The sequence below is a fragment of the Thalassolituus alkanivorans genome, assembly GCF_020447205.1.
Lineage (GTDB): Bacteria > Pseudomonadota > Gammaproteobacteria > Pseudomonadales > Oceanobacteraceae > Venatoribacter > Venatoribacter alkanivorans.
Window position 1 is genome coordinate 363961 of sequence record NZ_JAJAEL010000006.1, and the last position, 15561, is coordinate 379521.

17 protein-coding genes and 1 riboswitch are annotated in these 15561 nt (G+C 55.9%); of the genes, 11 read left to right on the forward strand and 6 right to left on the reverse strand.

Annotated features, from left to right (window positions below; translation table 11 throughout):
* The first annotated feature begins 4 nt into the window (after window positions 1–4).
* The 3 genes from LGT44_RS03595 to LGT44_RS03605 all read left to right on the forward strand — a co-directional run bounded on the left by LGT44_RS03595 (window position 5) and on the right by LGT44_RS03605 (window position 2850).
* Entirely contained in the window at window positions 5–1510 is a 1506-nt protein-coding gene (locus LGT44_RS03595) for a cobyric acid synthase (RefSeq protein WP_230331258.1), read from the forward strand.
* A 111-nt stretch (window positions 1511–1621) separates the two neighbouring features.
* Window positions 1622–2020: a globin gene (locus LGT44_RS03600; protein ID WP_145466185.1), complete on the forward strand. Its 399-nt coding sequence runs from the start codon at window positions 1622–1624 to the stop codon at window positions 2018–2020.
* Window positions 2021–2217: 197 nt separating this feature from the next.
* Window positions 2218–2850, forward strand: a complete 633-nt coding sequence (locus LGT44_RS03605) for a LysE family translocator (protein WP_230331259.1) — start codon at window positions 2218–2220, stop codon at window positions 2848–2850.
* A 51-nt stretch (window positions 2851–2901) separates the two neighbouring features.
* Here LGT44_RS03605 and LGT44_RS03610 read toward each other — a convergent pair whose 3' ends face one another.
* Genes LGT44_RS03610 through cobU form a run of 4 tightly spaced genes read right to left on the reverse strand, consistent with a single transcriptional unit; the run spans window position 2902 to window position 5981 of the window.
* Window positions 2902–3687, reverse strand: a complete 786-nt coding sequence (locus tag LGT44_RS03610; protein ID WP_230331260.1) for an adenosylcobinamide-GDP ribazoletransferase — start codon at window positions 3685–3687, stop codon at window positions 2902–2904.
* Window positions 3684–4328: a histidine phosphatase family protein gene (locus LGT44_RS03615; protein ID WP_145466192.1), complete on the reverse strand. Its 645-nt coding sequence runs from the start codon at window positions 4326–4328 to the stop codon at window positions 3684–3686. The genes LGT44_RS03610 and LGT44_RS03615 overlap by 4 nt, the downstream gene beginning before the upstream one ends.
* Window positions 4329–4344: 16 nt before the next feature.
* Entirely contained in the window at window positions 4345–5400 is a 1056-nt protein-coding gene (gene cobT / locus LGT44_RS03620) for a nicotinate-nucleotide--dimethylbenzimidazole phosphoribosyltransferase (protein WP_230331261.1), read from the reverse strand.
* A 44-nt stretch (window positions 5401–5444) separates the two neighbouring features.
* Window positions 5445–5981, reverse strand: a complete 537-nt coding sequence (gene cobU, locus LGT44_RS03625) for a bifunctional adenosylcobinamide kinase/adenosylcobinamide-phosphate guanylyltransferase (RefSeq protein ID WP_230331262.1) — start codon at window positions 5979–5981, stop codon at window positions 5445–5447.
* A 58-nt stretch (window positions 5982–6039) separates the two neighbouring features.
* Here cobU and LGT44_RS03630 point away from each other — a divergent pair, with 58 nt between their 5' ends.
* The 5 genes from LGT44_RS03630 to LGT44_RS03650 all read left to right on the forward strand — a co-directional run bounded on the left by LGT44_RS03630 (window position 6040) and on the right by LGT44_RS03650 (window position 8972).
* A complete protein-coding gene (locus LGT44_RS03630; protein ID WP_186435744.1) occupies window positions 6040–6390 on the forward strand; it encodes a PilZ domain-containing protein in 351 nt (116 codons plus the stop codon).
* A 91-nt stretch (window positions 6391–6481) separates the two neighbouring features.
* On the forward strand, window positions 6482–7399 hold the full coding sequence (locus tag LGT44_RS03635; protein WP_230331263.1) for an ROK family protein: 918 nt from the start codon (window positions 6482–6484) through the stop codon (window positions 7397–7399).
* Window positions 7393–7755, forward strand: coding sequence for a MerR family transcriptional regulator (locus LGT44_RS03640; protein WP_230331264.1), 363 nt, complete (start codon window positions 7393–7395; stop codon window positions 7753–7755). Before LGT44_RS03635 ends, LGT44_RS03640 begins: the two co-directional genes overlap by 7 nt.
* 93 nt (window positions 7756–7848) lie before the next feature.
* Window positions 7849–8460, forward strand: coding sequence for an NAD(P)H-dependent oxidoreductase (locus LGT44_RS03645; RefSeq protein WP_230331265.1), 612 nt, complete (start codon window positions 7849–7851; stop codon window positions 8458–8460).
* A 65-nt stretch (window positions 8461–8525) separates the two neighbouring features.
* Window positions 8526–8972, forward strand: a complete 447-nt coding sequence (locus LGT44_RS03650) for a GFA family protein (protein ID WP_230331266.1) — start codon at window positions 8526–8528, stop codon at window positions 8970–8972.
* A gap of 20 nt (window positions 8973–8992) precedes the next feature.
* On the opposite strand, the gene LGT44_RS03655 is transcribed toward LGT44_RS03650, so the two are convergent.
* Entirely contained in the window at window positions 8993–10396 is a 1404-nt protein-coding gene (locus LGT44_RS03655) for an AmpG family muropeptide MFS transporter (RefSeq protein WP_230331267.1), read from the reverse strand.
* Window positions 10396–10881: a YajQ family cyclic di-GMP-binding protein gene (locus LGT44_RS03660; RefSeq protein ID WP_225693200.1), complete on the reverse strand. Its 486-nt coding sequence runs from the start codon at window positions 10879–10881 to the stop codon at window positions 10396–10398. Before LGT44_RS03660 ends, LGT44_RS03655 begins: the two co-directional genes overlap by 1 nt.
* 215 nt (window positions 10882–11096) lie before the next feature.
* Here LGT44_RS03660 and LGT44_RS03665 point away from each other — a divergent pair, with 215 nt between their 5' ends.
* The 3 genes from LGT44_RS03665 to LGT44_RS03675 are packed head-to-tail and all read left to right on the forward strand — an operon-like array spanning window position 11097 to window position 15178.
* On the forward strand, window positions 11097–12206 hold the full coding sequence (locus tag LGT44_RS03665; RefSeq protein ID WP_230331268.1) for a hypothetical protein: 1110 nt from the start codon (window positions 11097–11099) through the stop codon (window positions 12204–12206).
* Between the two features lie 57 nt (window positions 12207–12263).
* A complete protein-coding gene (locus LGT44_RS03670) occupies window positions 12264–13193 on the forward strand; it encodes a ketopantoate reductase family protein (RefSeq protein ID WP_230331269.1) in 930 nt (309 codons plus the stop codon).
* A 44-nt stretch (window positions 13194–13237) separates the two neighbouring features.
* A complete protein-coding gene (locus LGT44_RS03675; protein ID WP_230331270.1) occupies window positions 13238–15178 on the forward strand; it encodes a two-component system sensor histidine kinase NtrB in 1941 nt (646 codons plus the stop codon).
* Between the two features lie 112 nt (window positions 15179–15290).
* Window positions 15291–15510, forward strand: a riboswitch (cobalamin riboswitch).
* Window positions 15511–15561 lie beyond the last annotated feature (51 nt).

Below are 15561 nucleotides of genomic sequence, written 5' to 3' on the forward strand. Positions count from 1 at the left end.
CCAGATGTCCGACTTCTCCGCTGTTATGCCAACGCTTCCCTCACACCAGACCCTGATGGTACAGGGCACCACATCCGATGCCGGCAAGAGCACGCTGGTCTGCGCACTGGGGCGTATTCTGGCTGATGCACATATCCACACCGCGCCTTTTAAACCGCAGAACATGGCACTCAATAGCGCAGTAACGGCCGATGGCGGAGAGATTGGCCGCGCACAAGCATTACAGGCACAGGCCTGTCGTCTGGCCCCCACCACTGATATGAATCCGGTATTGCTTAAGCCCAACAGCGACACCGGCGCCCAGGTGATTATTCAGGGCAAAGCGGTCGGTAATCTGCCGGCGCAGGATTATCACGCCTATAAAAAAACCGCCATGAATGCGGTACTGGATTCGTACCAGAGTCTGCAGAAAAGCTATCCCTGGGTGCTGGTCGAAGGTGCCGGCAGTCCGGCGGAAATTAATCTGCGCGCCAATGATATTGCCAATATGGGTTTTGCCGAAGCCGTCGATTGTCCGGTGATTCTGATTGCCGATATTGATCGCGGCGGTGTCTTTGCTCACCTGCTGGGCACACTGGCCTGCCTAAGTGACAGCGAACGCGCGCGCGTGGTTGGCTTTGTGATTAACCGTTTCCGCGGTGATATTGCCCTGCTGCAGGATGGCCTCGACTGGCTGGAAGAAAAAACCGGTAAACCGGTATTAGGGGTTCTGCCTTACCTGCACGGTTTATACCTGGATGCCGAAGATGCCGTCAGCCAGCAACAGGTAGAGCAGGATAAAAATAAAGTCATTAATGTGGTGGTGCCGATTTACCCGCGCACCAGCAACCACACCGATTTCGACGCATTGCGCGTACATCCGCAGGTAAATTTAATTCTGGTCGGCCCGGAACAAACACCACCGCCGGCGGATTTTGTTATTTTGCCCGGTTCTAAAAATACCCGCGCCGATCTTAGCTGGCTGCAAACCCAGCCCGGTAACTGGCCACAATATCTGCAGCGTCATCTGCGTTATGGCGGCAAACTGCTGGGAATCTGCGGTGGCTTACAGATGCTGGGAGAAAGCATCAGCGATCCGCATGGCATTGAAGGAACAGCCGGCAGCAGCGCGGGTCTGGGGTATCTGCCATTAATCAGCGAATTAAAAGCCGATAAAACCCTGCGTCTGATCAGCGGCGAATTGCGCTTGCCGGATCAGCCCGTTGTTGCGGCTCAGGGCTATGAAATTCATGCCGGAATTTCACTCAGCAACGACGATATTCAGGATATTGGCTGCGGCTGGCTAAGCGATGATAACCAGATTATGGCTACTTACTGGCACGGTGTATTTGATACGCCGGAAGCCCTGCAGCAAATATTACACTGGGCCGGATTGTCCGATGGTCAGACCATTGATTTCAATGCTATCCGCGAACAACAAATCGATCGTCTGGCTCTCAGCGTAAAACAGAATATCGACTGGCAAAAATTTAATGCAGCTCTGCAGGCATTTAACCCGTCAGGGGCGTAACACAATGTCACAGCATTAAGACTAAAGCGCCTTTGCAATTTGCGCCAAAAATCCGTACCCTGCGCCGCTTTTTCACACTCCATAATAGCGCTATCAACAAGGTACAGAATCATGGGCGATGCCGATAAGGTTTTTCAAAGCTATGGGCGCAGCTGTAATAACCCTGTTTTTTATGAGGATTTTTACAACGCATTTATGAATAAGTCCGCCGATATCCGGGCCATGTTCATTAACACCAACATGGAATCTCAGCGTGGCTTATTACGTGGCGGTATTATGTGGCTGGTGATGCACGCACGCGGTATGTCTGACAGCAAAATCCGCGCGCTGGGTGAAAGCCACAGCCGCAAAAATATGAACATTAATCCGGCACACTACAGCCTGTGGATGGACGCGTTGATGGAAACGCTGAGCAAACACGATCCGCTGTTTGATGCCGAGCTGGAACGTATCTGGCGTGCCACACTGCGTCCGGCAATTGAAATGATTCAGAGCATGTACGACCAGTAAAAGCTGCGATCCGACAAAAAAGACCGGAACCGCAGCGCAGTTAACTGGTGTTTTAATCGACAGCCCGGCATCTGCCAGCCCCATAAACCCTGGCGCTGACAGACAGCTGGCCCGTTCTGGCCTGCGGGGCCCATGTTTACTTTTCAATATCCGAGTTCCTGCTGATCACCAGGCAAAACGTTTCTCACTGAGGAATTATGGATTTATTACAGGGCTTATTGCTGATTACTTCAATCCATCTGCTCGCGGCCGCCTCTCCCGGCCCTGACTTTGTTTTGGTCAGCCAGCAGACTCTGCGCCACGGACGTAAAACCGGGCTGCTTTGCAGTCTGGGTATTTCACTGGGATTATCTGTCCATATCCTGTATTCGGCCGTTGGCCTGGCAGCACTGATTGCCAACTCGGTATTCGCACTGTTGATACTGAAAATTGTCGGTGGCTGTTATCTGGTATATCTGGGGATTCAGGGACTGAAAAGTAAAGCCAGCAGTATGGACAATGCTCCCACAGAAGCAATAACGGCAAAACCAAGAACGGCCGCGCGCAGTATTGGCAGCGGTTTTTTATGCAATGCGCTGAATCCTAAAGCACCGGTGTATTTTGTTTCATTATTTACGCTGATTTTATCGGCCGATATGCCGCTGTATCAGTTAGCGATTTACGGCGTGTGGATCATGCTGATTCAGATGGCATGGTTTTCTGCGGTAGTGATGATGCTGTCCCGCCCGGCGGTATCAGCACGTTTTAAACGCTTCGGTCATTGGATTGACCGTATTTTAGGTGGAGCCATGATTGCACTGGGTATTAAGTTACTGGCCAGCCGCCAGTAATTTTTTATTACAAATAAAATCTACCGAAAAAATATACGATCAATAACCCTGTTAAAGCGCAATAGCCGCCAGCAGCAGTGCTTCCTGAATTTCAATGGTGGCGCCCAGAGTATCGCCGGTACAGCCACCCAGACGTTTTATCATAGCCGCACGCGCCATCATCAGAATGGTCAGCCACAGGGCGAGAATAAACAGCGCCTGGGTCTGTAAAAACACACCGGCCAGCAACGCCAGCAGCGTTCCGCTAATGCCCACCACTAACGGCGTTGCCCCCGCCACCAGTGCACTGGCTAAGCCCTTTTTACGCACATAAGGTGTGGTTGCCAGCAACCCAGGAACCGCGCCACGGGCCAGCATTGGCACCAGCATAAAACCGGCGATTAACAGCCAGATATTCCAGCTGCCACTGCCGCTCTGGGCTTTATCCAACAGCGCATAAATGGCGGCAAATTTAACCAGCAGAATAACAGCAATAACGGTCACGCCCATCGGCCCGCTTTGCGGATCTTTCATAATCGCCAGCGTGCGTTCTTTATTGCCCAGCCCACCCACCCAGGCGTCGGCACTATCAGCCAAACCATCCAGATGCAGAGCACCGCTGAATACAACCCAGATAAATAATAACAACGCCGCCAGCAACAGCAGCGAAACCTGCGGATTATAAAAAACGCAGGCGGCAGTAAAGGCCAGCAGGCTGAGGCCGAGCAGGCAACCAATAAGCGGATAAAACACCAGCGAACGGGCCGCGACCGTATCGTCGACGCGTTTTAAATACGGCGTTGGCAGACGCGTCAGAAAAACCATGGCATACCAGAATGCCCACCAGTGCAGATTCACACAGCCTCCTGATCGTCCGGACGTAAGACCGAGCCGTCCATACCTTCGAGGCTGACCCAGACCTGTTCTTTACCCTGATATTCGCTGTGATCAATTTTAAAACGCAGCAAGCCGGCGTAAGGAATGGCCAGCCGGTTCATGGCTTCCGGCGCCAGGCTCAGCAGCTGCTGCGCCAGCACCCGCATCACGCCACCGTGGCTGACCAGCAGCAGATGTTCACCACGATGATCATTGAGCAGCTCCTGCCAGGCTGCGCCGACCCGCTGCTGCAACTGTGGTACCGGCTCGCCATTAGGGGCGCAGAAATTCAGCGGATCAGCCCACAGGCGGCGCGAATCATCGGCATATTCAGCCATCACTTCGCTGACATCGCGGTTTTCCCAGTCGCCGTAATCAATCTCCGCCCAGCGCTCATCACACAGCAGCGGCAGATTACGGGCGCTGGCCAGTTGTTCTGCCGCACTATGGCAGCGGTTTAGCGGCGAGCTGATAATCCGTGTCCAGCGGCTGTCAAAGCGGCGCACCCGTTCGGCAAACTGCCAGCGGCCAAGCTCTGTCAGGGCATGGTCGGTACGGCCACGGAAGACGTTGCCACCTTCCGGTTCGCCATGGCGGATAAGATCGATACGGGTGGTGCTCATCAGCGACTCCCTTATGTCAGTTACCGGACTGTACCGCGGCTTCAGCAAAGGTCGCCATCTGGTTATGCAGCGCCAGCGCCTGTTGCACCAGACCCACCGCCACCGCCGCACCGGAACCTTCGCCCAGACGCAGACCCAGCTGTACCAGCGGCTTGCCATCCAGCGCAGTCAGTAAGGCGCGATGACCCGGTTCGGCTGAACTGTGACCAAACAGCATCCAGTCACGGGCGCCGGCATTCAGCTGCACCGCCAGCAAGGCTGCAGAGCTGGCAATAAACCCGTCCACCAGCACCGGTATACCGAGCTGCGCAGCACGCAGATAAGCACCGGCCATGGCGGCAATTTCCAGTCCGCCCACCTGCTCCAGTGCGGCCAGTGGCGAATCCGCCAGCGCACGGGCACGCTCACAGCTTTGCGCCAGAATCTGCTGTTTATGGCTGAGGGCTTCGCCCTGAACACCGGTGCCCGGGCCAACCAGTGCATTCACATCCTGTTTGAGTAACAGCGCACTCAGGCAGCTGGCTGCGGAGGTGTTACCAATGCCCATTTCACCGGCAATAAACAGGTCACAGCCTTCGCCATGCAGACGGTCGATCTGCTCGGCGCCAATCTGCAGAGCCTGCAGCGCCTGAACGTTGTTCATCGCGGCCTGCTGTGAAAAATCGTTGGTGCCCGGCATCACCGCGCGCTGAATCACGCCGCTGAGCTGATCGGCCGGGAACGCCGTGCCACAGTTCACCACTGACAGTCCCATCTCATGGAAGCGTGCCAGTACAGAAATCGCCGCACCGCCGGCAACAAAGTTTTTCAGCATCTCAACCGTAACCGCCTGCGGAAACGCCGATACACCCTGCGCGACCACGCCATGATCACCGGCAAACACCACGCACTGCGGGTTATTAATCTGCGGTTTAACCTGCCCCTGCCAGGCGGCAAAAGCCACGGCAACGTCTTCCAGCTGGCCCAGAGAACCCGGTGGCTTGGTTAATTGTGACTGACGCTCCAGCGCCTGTTGTTGGGTTTCAGCAGAAAGAGGAGCGGTGGCCTGTTGCCACCAGAATTCAACGGTCATAACACCTGTCTTATTGATTACATTATGAAAAAAAGCGGGGTACCTTAACTGCGCTTAACCGCCATGGGAATACCCGCAACAACCAGCGTTACATCATGCGCCAGCCGGGCAATGTCCTGATGCAGCCGCCCGGCTTCATCAACAAAGCGCCGGCTCAGCTCGCCCATCGGCACAATGCCATAGCCCACTTCGTTGGACACCAGCAGCAGCGGCTGCTGTAGCTGTTGCAGCTCATCCATTAACGCTGCTTTCTGCCGTTCCCAGTAATCGTTCTGATCACTGAGCAGGCAGTTGGTCAGCCACAGGGTCAGGCAATCGACCAGTATCACCGCCGCCGGATGCTCTTTACGCACACGCTGCAGCGCGGCGGCCAGCTGTAAGGGTTCTTCCAGCGTCAGCCAGTACGCCGGGCGCTGCTCACGATGATGGATAATGCGCTGCTGCATTTCGCCGTCCAGCGCCTGTGCGGTGGCAATATACACCACCTCTGCGGCCTCACCGGCCAGCTGCTCTGCCTGAGCCTCGCCGTAACGGCTTTTGCCGGAACGTGCGCCGCCCAGAATCAGTTCAAGCCTGTTCATGTTGTTTACGAACCTTGGGTCTACACTAAAAAAATGGAAACTTACCAGAGAAAGATCAATGAGTACGAACTCTGACCACGAACAACGTATGCATCCACGCTGGATTCTGAAAAGCAACGTCAGTGTATTCGAACGGCAAAGTAAGGAATACCTCGGCCTGCTGGTCGATTGCTCAGAACAGGGGGTGATGATTTCAACTTATGAACAACTGCAGCCCGGCACGCAGCTGCAGCTCGATCTGGTGGATATCGCCCCTAATGTGAATGCCCGCCGTACCGGACAGTGCAGTGCTGAGGTTGTCTGGTGCGATAAAATAACCCCCAGCCTGTATGGCAGCGGTTGCCGCATCAGCCAGCAGGACGACATTCTCGGTGTGATGCTGAAAAGCTACAGTCACGCACACGATTAATTCTTCTCTTAATTCTTCCTCCTGACAGTCTGTTGGCCTGCGCCTGCAGACTGTTACACTGCCGCCAGTTTCTTTCTGATGAGCCTTCACCATGCTGCAATTCGGCATCGACCTGGGTGGCACCAAAACCGAAATCATTGTTCTCGATCCGCAGGGTAACAGCCTGCTGCGTGAGCGCAGTGCTACTCCGGCACAAAGTTATGACGCCATAGTTGCCAATATCGCGGCCATGGTGGAAAGTGCGGCCGGTCGTCTCGGCTGCAATGACTTTTCCCTGGGTATCGGTATTCCCGGAGCGGTCAGCCCCACCAGCGGACTGATCAAGAACGCCAACACCACCTGCCTGATCGGCCGCGATTTACAGGGCGATCTGCAAAAGCGACTGCACCCTCTGCTGCAACGCCCACTGGTACTGGCCAACGACGCCGACTGTTTTGCCCTGTCCGAAGCCAGCGATGGCAACGGTGCGGGTTTTGCCTCGGTGTTTGCGGTGATTATCGGCACCGGTTGCGGCGGTGGCTGGGTAATCAACGGCCGCCTGCTCAGCGGCCCCAATGCTATCGCTGGCGAATGGGGGCACAACCCGCTGCTGTGGCGTGAAGCCTCTGACAGTGAAATTGACTGTTACTGCGGCCAGAAAGGTTGCCTCGAAACCCTGCTATCCGGCCCCGGACTGCGCCAGCAGGCCGCACAGGAAACCGGCCTCAGCCTCAGCGCGCAGGAGTGGAACACGCTGGCTGAACAACAGGACCCACAGGCGCAGGCGGTGCTTGCACGCTACTACCGCCGTCTGGCCAAAGCCCTTGCCGGTGTCATCAACCTGATCGACCCGCACGTGATTGTACTGGGCGGTGGTGTCTCCAACCTGCCCGGCATTTATCAGGAAGTGCCTGCGCTCTGGGCGGACTATGTATTCTCCGATACCGTCAGCACACCGCTGAAACAGGCACTGCACGGTGATTCCAGCGGTGTACGCGGTGCCGCCTGGCTGGGAGCGGCGGCATGCTGATCGGAGCGGCATCAAAACAGACCGGGCTGAGCCAGAAAGCCATCCGCCTGTACGAACAGCAGGGACTGATCCGGCCGCAACGGATCGGCAGTTACCGTCACTTTTCGGCTGCCGATATCGATCTGTTGCTGCTGATCCGCGAAGCCCGCGCTCTGGGTATTCCGCTGCAACGGCTGAAAGCCGCCATCCGTTATCAGAATCAGCAGCCTGACTGGACCACACTGCGCACGTTTTTGCTGCAGTTCCGTGGCGAAGTCGAAGCCGAAGTGGTACGGCAGCAACAACGCCTGCAGCAGCTCGACCATTGTTTGCACAGCATCAGCGATTGTCCGCTGGTACCAGCAGAAAAAATATGACTCTGCCGCTTAATCCGGCCCACTCTTGACTCTGCCCTTAGGGGCAGACCCGATACTTGAAAACCCAACCATACCTACCGGAGTTTTCTGTTTATGCCCAAACACATTCTGATCCTGAACGGCCACCCGGATCGTAACCGCCTGTGCGGGGCGCTGGCTGACGCTTACCAGAACGCGGCGGCTGAGAGGGCTGAGATTCAGCGCTTTGATCTGGCCGACATGCAGTTTAATGCCAACCTCAGCCAGGGTTATGCTGAAGAAGCTCCGCTGGAGCCCGATCTGCTCAGCTTTCAGCAGGCATTGCGTGATTGCGATCATCTGCTGCTGGTCGCCCCCGTCTGGTGGGGCAGTGTTCCGGCCCGCCTGAAAGGCCTGTTTGACCGCACCTTACTGCCCGGTTTTGCCTTCCGCTATGAAGCAGGACAAACGCTGCAGGAAAAGCTGCTGCGCGGCAAAAATGCCGAAGTGTTTCTGACGCTGGATACCCCGCCCTGGTATTTCCGCTGGTTTCAGAAAGCTCCGGCGGTGTATCAGCTGAACCATGCCACCCTGGGATTCTGTGGTTTCAAACCGGTCACCACCACGCTGTTCGGGCCGGTGATCAAATCCAGCGCGAAACAACGCGAACAGTGGCTGCAACAGGCTGCCAGCAAAGGCCGGAAAATCGCATCTGAAAGCAAGCGGACAGCAGCTCACTCTATGTAGACCTTGTCGCGGCAGCGCCGGGCTGATAGAACTGAGGCATACACCCGTTTCAGGAGGAAGCCATCATGACCAGCCCGGATACCATTCAAAGCAATACCCACCACGGCCATTGCCTGTGCAAGGCCGTGACCTTCAGCGCCAGAAATCCCAGTGAACATATCGGCGCCTGCCATTGCGCCACCTGCCGGCGCTGGGGCGGCGGCCCGTTTATGTCGGTCGACTGCGGTCAGGATATTGAATTTCAGGGGCAGGAACATATTGGCGTGTACCAGTCATCCGACTGGGCTGAGCGCGGTTTCTGCAAAGAATGCGGCAGCCATCTGTTTTACCGACTGAAGCACAATCAGCAATATATTGTGCCGGCGGGTTTATTCGACAGCGGCCCGGAAGCGACCTTCGATCATCAGGTGTTTATTGACGAAAAACCGCATTATTACTCCTTCGCCAACGACACCAAAAACATGACCGCAGCGGAGATGTACGCGCTGTTTAACAGCAGCTCAGAGAGCTGATATGAAGAGAGCCGGAAGCGTCAGGGCGCTTCCGGTATTGATTCAGGATTCTGCTGCTCGCGCTTATGATGGCGCATCAGCACCAGCACCAGCACAATCGCCGGCAGGCCCAGCGCCGCCGCCAGCACGAAGAACTCGGCGTAGCCCGCCACATCCACCACCCAGCCGGAAAAGCCGGAGATAAATTTACCCGGCAGGGTCATCAGCGAGCTGAATAACGCATATTGTGTGGCGGTGTAGTTTTTATTGGCCAGGCTCGACAGATACGCAATAAACGCCGTACTGGCAATACCGCCGCTGAGATTATCGGCACTGATCACCAGCGCCAGCGCCGGCAGTGGCGGCGTACCCAGATCACCGAGCATGGCCAGTGTGGCAAACAGCAGATTGGTAACCGCCACCATCACCGCGCCCAGCAGCAAAGGCCGGAAAATACCGTACTTCACCACCAGCACACCGCACAACACCGAACCGAAAATCGTCAGAAAGAAGCCGAACACCTTGGCCACACTGGCGATCTCGGGCTTGCTGTAACCCAGATCCAGATAAAAGGGGTTGGCCATAATGCCCATGGTGATATCACTGAGACGGTACAGCGCAATAAAGCCCAGAATCAGCAGCGCAAAACGTCCGTTACGCTGGAAGAACTCCAGCACCGGACAGATCACCGCACTCAGCAACCAGCGCTGCCAGCGCGGCCGCTGCTGCAGATGCATCGGCCGGCCCATGATGTCATCGACCAGCAGAAGTTCATTACGCATCCGCTCAGCATCACTCTGATGCGGCGGTTCATCGGCCCAGAGAATGGCCAGCATGCCAACCACCATCAGCAACGCCATCACCAGATAGGTGATATGCCAGTTGGTAAATTCGGCGATATACAAAGCTCCGGCGCCGGTAACCAGTAAGGCCAGACGATAGCCAAAGACATAGGCAGCCGACATCGCACCCTGTTGTTCATCGGCGGCGGATTCGATGCGCAGCGCATCCAGTGCCACGTCTTGCGTGGCTGCCGAAAACGCCACCAGCAAGGCGGCCAGGGCGATCAGTAATAAGGAATTCTGCGGATGGGCGATGCTCATCAGCATCAGACCGGCGGCGATGCCGCACTGGCCGAGCAGAATCCAGCTGCGACGCTGCCCCAGCCGCTGCAACAACGGCAGACGCAGGCGGTCGACCACCGGCGCCCAGAACACTTTGACCGAGTAGGTAATACCGACCCAGGCAAAAAAACCAATAGTCGTACGTTCTATTCCTTCATCCCGCAGCCAGGCCGTCAGCGTGGTAAACACCAGCAGATAGGGCATCCCGGCGCTGAACCCCAGCAAGGCGATGACCAGAACCGGCTTTTGCCGGTAAATGTCCCAGGCCTCTTTCAGCCAGCGCTTTACCTCCGGCGGGATGCGGAAATAAGGGATGATCATCAGTCTTTAAAGTTCTTGAACGCCAGTGGCATATCAATGCTTTCGTCGCTGCGGAACATGGCCATCACGGCCTGCAGATCGTCGCGGGCTTTGCCCTGTACGCGCACGGTTTCACCCTGCACAGAGGCCTGCACTTTGATTTTGCTGTCTTTAACCATCTTCACCATTTTACGCGCCAGATCGCTGTCGATGCCCTGACGCATGGTGGCTTTTACTTTAACCTGCTTGCCTGCACCTTCGAGCTTACCGAACTCCAGACAGGTGACTTTAATGCCGCGCTTGGTCATGGCGCCGGTCAGCATGGATTTCATCTGATCAATCTGAAACTCATGGTCAGCGGTCATGGTGACCACCAGTTCTTTCAGCTCGAAACTGGCGCTTACGCCACGGAAATCGAAACGGGTGCTCAGCTCACGGTTGGCCTGATCGACCGCGTTCTGGGCTTCGTGTTTATCGACTTCAGATACGACGTCAAATGAAGGCATAAAAAATTCTCCTGCTTATGGCCCGACAGCGGCCGCTAATAAATCTGTGTCCGGTATGCCTGCCGGCGCAACAACACAACCGGAACAGCACTGCCGAAATAATGAAAGTGCCGCATTGTATACCGTCCGCCGCCGATAAAGCCAAAGTCTCGGAGAGCAGTGCTGGCGGTATGTCCTCACTGGCGACTATACAAAAGTCAGCTAAAATTTTTGCTATGCAAACCAAAATGACCCTGCACGGCGCCGGAGTGTATTACTTCGCAGTGACCGGAGCGAAAGACCAGCCCATCTTCAACTCGGTATTCGAGTACGAATATGGCCTCAGAATTCTGTCCAGAGTGACCGGAACCCGTCTGCTTGCCTACGTGCTGGACGAGCGTCAGATGCAGTTTGTGCTGCGCTGCCAGCGCGACTGGACCGAGGTGATGGACGATATTCAGGCCGCCTTCGACAGCATGCACGAACGCTGCTGGCACAAGCGCCGTCAGGTGTTATCCGATCAGGGCGTAGTATTGCTGGTCGATGAACGTGTCGCACTGACCGAACTGATACTGCAGTTGCATCACTCTCCGGTGCACAAGGGTAAAGTGGCCGATGCCAGCCTCTGGCCCTGGAGCAGTGACCGCTACTATCGCGAACCGACTCCGCCGGCCTGGCTGGATACCGAATCCATGCTCAATCTGCTGGTAAATGGCCGCCGTAACCGCGCCCAGCATTATATTGACGTAATGAAGGCACCGTTCAGCCCTAAGCTCGATCTGAGCCACGGCAGCCATCCGCTGTATCAGGCGCTGGCCCGCGATCAGTGGGTGGATCAGCACCTGAAAAGAGAAGCTTTAACTCAATCTGCCTACTCACGCAGTGATGTGCAGCGCCTGTTCGACGATGCCTGCCAGCTGGTTGCCCGGCAATTTAATCTGACCACCGCCGAGCTTTGTGACAAACATAACCGTCGCCGTTTTCATCACCTGATGCCTTTGGTGATCTGGCTGCTCCGTGAACGCGGTGTGCATCTGGATGCCATGACCAAACTGGTCGACGAAGACGAAGTGCGGCTGCAGCTTTGGTTACGCAACCTGCCCGCCGACCATACCCGCAATATCCGTGACAAACTGGCCCGCCAGTGGTCACCATCGGCGCCGGGACTGACGGCCATAGCGGCAGCCGGCACGGTGGTTGAAGAACCTGAAGCTGAGCCAGAATCAGGATCAGAATTCGAAAGCGCCGATAACTCAGCTGCTGATCCTGCGGCAGCGAACAACAGCGCCGGGCCTGATAATCTGAACGCCGTCGAAACCGAAGCCGCCAGCGTCACGCCGCAGTAATCTCCAACCCTGCAGGCTGAGGCTGCTTTCCGCGCCCGGCCTGCCTATAATCGCGCGATGACGATTTCATCCCCTTCTGCTCAGAACATATCCCGGCAATCCCCGCTCAGCATTGGTCTGCTGGGTACAGGGGCGGTTGGCACACTGATGGCCAGCCACTGGCGCCAGCACAGGGTATTTGCCCTGCCGCGCGATAAGGCGTCTGCAGTAACCCTCAACCTTTATCTCCCCAACAACGAAGCGGGAGAACAACAGCTGCAATGGGCGCTGCCGTGCTGGCAGGGAGAGGCCCTCGACTGGCTGGTAGTCACCACCAAAGCCGCCGATACCCTGAGCGCCCTGCAACCCTGGCTGAGTTATTTGCCGCAGGTGAAAAACCTGCTGTTACTGCAGAATGGTATGGGACAGCAGCAACAATGCGCCGACTGGCTGGCACGGCAGCAGCTGCCGGTCAGGCTCTGGGCCGGCATCTCCACCGCCGGAGGCTACCGGCGCACAGCCAATAATGCTCAGGGCAGCGAAGTGGTCTATGCCGGAGCTGGACAAACCATTGCCGGACGCTGGTGCGGAAATGATAGCGAAGACACACAACTGCCGCCGGACATCGAAGCCGTCAGCGATATCCACAACAGAATGCGCGAAAAGCTTGCCGTAAACGCCGTGATCAATCCGCTGACGGCCATCCTGCGTTGCCATAACGGCGAGCTGGTCAGCAACCCGCTTTATCTGCCACAGTTACAGGCACTGGCAGCAGAAGTGGATAACCTGTATCAGCAGCTGCACTGGCCGTTGTCACAGGATCTGACCGGCCGGGTAGAACAGGTCGCCCTGGCGACCGCTGCTAACCGCTCCTCGACCCTGCAGGATATTCTGGCCGGCAGAACAACCGAGCTGCCCTATATTTGTGGCTACCTGCAGCAACAGGCGCACAATCTCGGCCTGTCTTTACCGCTGACCGACCGGCTGATGCAACAGCTGCAGGTCTGAAACAGGAGTAATAGGATGTATCCGCACAGGAGGTTGCAGTCACCATGTTATTAGCACGGCAAAAAACCATGCTCGCCACTGTGACAGTCTGTGCGCTGATTATTATCCTCACCACACTGGCCTACATTGCCGCCGCTGACCGTGTAGGACGTGAACAACTGGCCCCCGAAATCAGCGATGCCTTTGCCGATATCCTGCAGATTCAGCTGACCCATAACATCACTGACCTGCCGACCTTGCAGTCGATGCTGGAGCGTTTTACCCGCCACTTTCAGATCCGTGAAGCCGCGTTATACAACAACCACGGAGAACGCCTGAGCCACAGTTATCGCAATTCACCACTCTTGTCGGCACGTCTCGAAGACAGCCTGCTGATCGACAAACTGCACCAGTACCGGCTCAGCAGTCCGCGCGGGGAACTGCAATTACTGGTGATCAGCGACCGTTCCCTGCCAGGCTTTTTTATCCTCGATACATTAACCACCACGCTGTTTGTGGTCAGTATTTCTGCCCTGCTGATTTTTGCACTCTATGCCCTGACCCGGCGCTGGCAGAAACGCCCTTACCTGCAACTGTTAAGCAGCGTGCGCCGTGCCACCCGCGATGGCGAAAAAGAAGAAGCCATTACCATCCGCAGCGATGACCCCGATGTACAGCCGCTGACCAATGCCCTGAATGATCTGCTCTGGCAGTACGATCAGCGCACCCTGAATTTACGCAATGCTCATCAGCAGGCCGAAAGTGCCCGTCTGCGTGCGACACGTCTGTCGACTGAAACCCGTCAGATTAACGAAAACCTGGCGCAGGAGATTTCGGTCCGCCGCGGTATCGAAACCCAGCTTAAAAATACCCAGACCCTGCTCGACGGTATTATTAATGCCATGCCGTCAGCCCTGTTCACTCTGGATGCCCAGCTGCGCATCGTGCAGTGCAACCAGCAAGCCGGAGACTGGCTGGGTAAGCAACGCCAGCAATTAACCGGCCGCCATCTGTTGCAACTGATTCCGGAGCTTGCTCCCCATGCCGATCTGCTGAACGCCGCCGAACAGAACAGTGCTGTCCATAAACTGGAAAGACTGGCGATCAACAGCTTTATGCAGCCACTGATGACCGACACCATGATCTATCCTCTGCCGGAACAACAGCAGGCCAAACTGGTGCTGCGTATTGATGACGTATCACAGCGTCTGCAGCTGGAAGAAATCATGGTACACAGCGAAAAGATGATGACAGTTGCCGGACTGGCAACCGGCATCGCCCATGAAATTAATAATCCTCTGGGAGCCATTCTGCAGAACCTGCAGAATATCCGCCGGCGCCTGCAACCCGGCCTGACGGCCAATGAACGTGTAGCAGCAGAAACCGGCCTGCCACTGGACAATCTTGAGCTCTATCTGCAGCAACGCGATATCCTGCAATTTATGGATAATATCCAGCAGGCCGGCGAACGTGCCGCCAATATTATTGCCAATATGCTGCAGTTCTCGCGCAGTGATAAGCAGCAGAAACAGCGTACCGACCTTAATGCACTGATCAACAACACCCTGAGTATTGCCCGGGGTGATTTTGGTTTGCGTCATATTCAGCTGCAGTTCTCCCCAACAGAAACACCGGCCTGGGTCGAATGTCTGCCCGGTGAAATAGAACAGGTTCTGCTGAATTTACTGAAAAACTCGGTCCAGGCGCTGAGCGAGTACCAGCCTGACGATTCTCAGTGGCAGCCCAATATTCACCTCAGCATCGAACAGCGCGACCAGCAGCAGGTAATTGTGCTGGAAGACAATGGACCGGGCATACCCTCAACCATTGCTGCGCATATTTTCGAGCCTTTTTACACCACCAAAGACGTCGGTGAAGGCACCGGCCTGGGCTTATTTGTTTCCTATTTTATTATCACCAGTCATCACCATGGTCAGCTGCGTTACCGGCCTGGCAGACAACATGGTGGCGCCTGCTTTGAGATTGCCCTGCCTGCCGGCGATTGAATCCGCTATGCAACCGCCTTACCCCAAAACCTAAGTGAATTATTTTCAAACCAACCATGTGGATAATTCACTGCCTTTTATGCCAGCGCTATTGACCCATCGCACAGGGCTCTATACCCTTCGCGCTTTCAGGTGCCCTCAGCCTTTTTACTGACGAGGGTTAAACGGGAAGTCTGGTGTCGTGTGTTCTTACCGCCAATCCAGCGCTGCCCCCGCAACGGTGATCGACCATACTGATAACAAATGCCACTGTGCTCTGCATGGGAAGGTGTTGTCAGCGAGCTAATGCTCAGGTCGTAAGCCCGGATACCGGCCTGAATAACGATACTGACGTTGCGGTGGGCGACGGAGGGTGATCGCAAACCGTTGCCTTACTGCAGCGC

Bases quoted from the DNA above. Each gene is read 5' to 3' on its own strand.
- LGT44_RS03595 (WP_230331258.1), top strand. From the start codon at position 5: ATGTCCGACTTCTCCGCTGTTATGCCAACGCTTCCCTCACACCAGACC.
- LGT44_RS03600 (WP_145466185.1), top strand. From the start codon at position 1,622: ATGGGCGATGCCGATAAGGTTTTTCAAAGCTATGGGCGCAGCTGTAAT.
- LGT44_RS03605 (WP_230331259.1), top strand. From the start codon at position 2,218: ATGGATTTATTACAGGGCTTATTGCTGATTACTTCAATCCATCTGCTC.
- LGT44_RS03615 (WP_145466192.1), bottom strand. From the start codon at position 4,328: ATGAGCACCACCCGTATCGATCTTATCCGCCATGGCGAACCGGAAGGT.
- cobT (WP_230331261.1), bottom strand. From the start codon at position 5,400: ATGACCGTTGAATTCTGGTGGCAACAGGCCACCGCTCCTCTTTCTGCT.
- cobU (WP_230331262.1), bottom strand. From the start codon at position 5,981: ATGAACAGGCTTGAACTGATTCTGGGCGGCGCACGTTCCGGCAAAAGC.
- LGT44_RS03630 (WP_186435744.1), top strand. From the start codon at position 6,040: ATGAGTACGAACTCTGACCACGAACAACGTATGCATCCACGCTGGATT.
- LGT44_RS03635 (WP_230331263.1), top strand. From the start codon at position 6,482: ATGCTGCAATTCGGCATCGACCTGGGTGGCACCAAAACCGAAATCATT.
- LGT44_RS03640 (WP_230331264.1), top strand. From the start codon at position 7,393: ATGCTGATCGGAGCGGCATCAAAACAGACCGGGCTGAGCCAGAAAGCC.
- LGT44_RS03645 (WP_230331265.1), top strand. From the start codon at position 7,849: ATGCCCAAACACATTCTGATCCTGAACGGCCACCCGGATCGTAACCGC.
- LGT44_RS03650 (WP_230331266.1), top strand. From the start codon at position 8,526: ATGACCAGCCCGGATACCATTCAAAGCAATACCCACCACGGCCATTGC.
- LGT44_RS03655 (WP_230331267.1), bottom strand. From the start codon at position 10,396: ATGATCATCCCTTATTTCCGCATCCCGCCGGAGGTAAAGCGCTGGCTG.
- LGT44_RS03660 (WP_225693200.1), bottom strand. From the start codon at position 10,881: ATGCCTTCATTTGACGTCGTATCTGAAGTCGATAAACACGAAGCCCAG.
- LGT44_RS03665 (WP_230331268.1), top strand. From the start codon at position 11,097: ATGCAAACCAAAATGACCCTGCACGGCGCCGGAGTGTATTACTTCGCA.
- LGT44_RS03670 (WP_230331269.1), top strand. From the start codon at position 12,264: ATGACGATTTCATCCCCTTCTGCTCAGAACATATCCCGGCAATCCCCG.
- LGT44_RS03675 (WP_230331270.1), top strand. From the start codon at position 13,238: ATGTTATTAGCACGGCAAAAAACCATGCTCGCCACTGTGACAGTCTGT.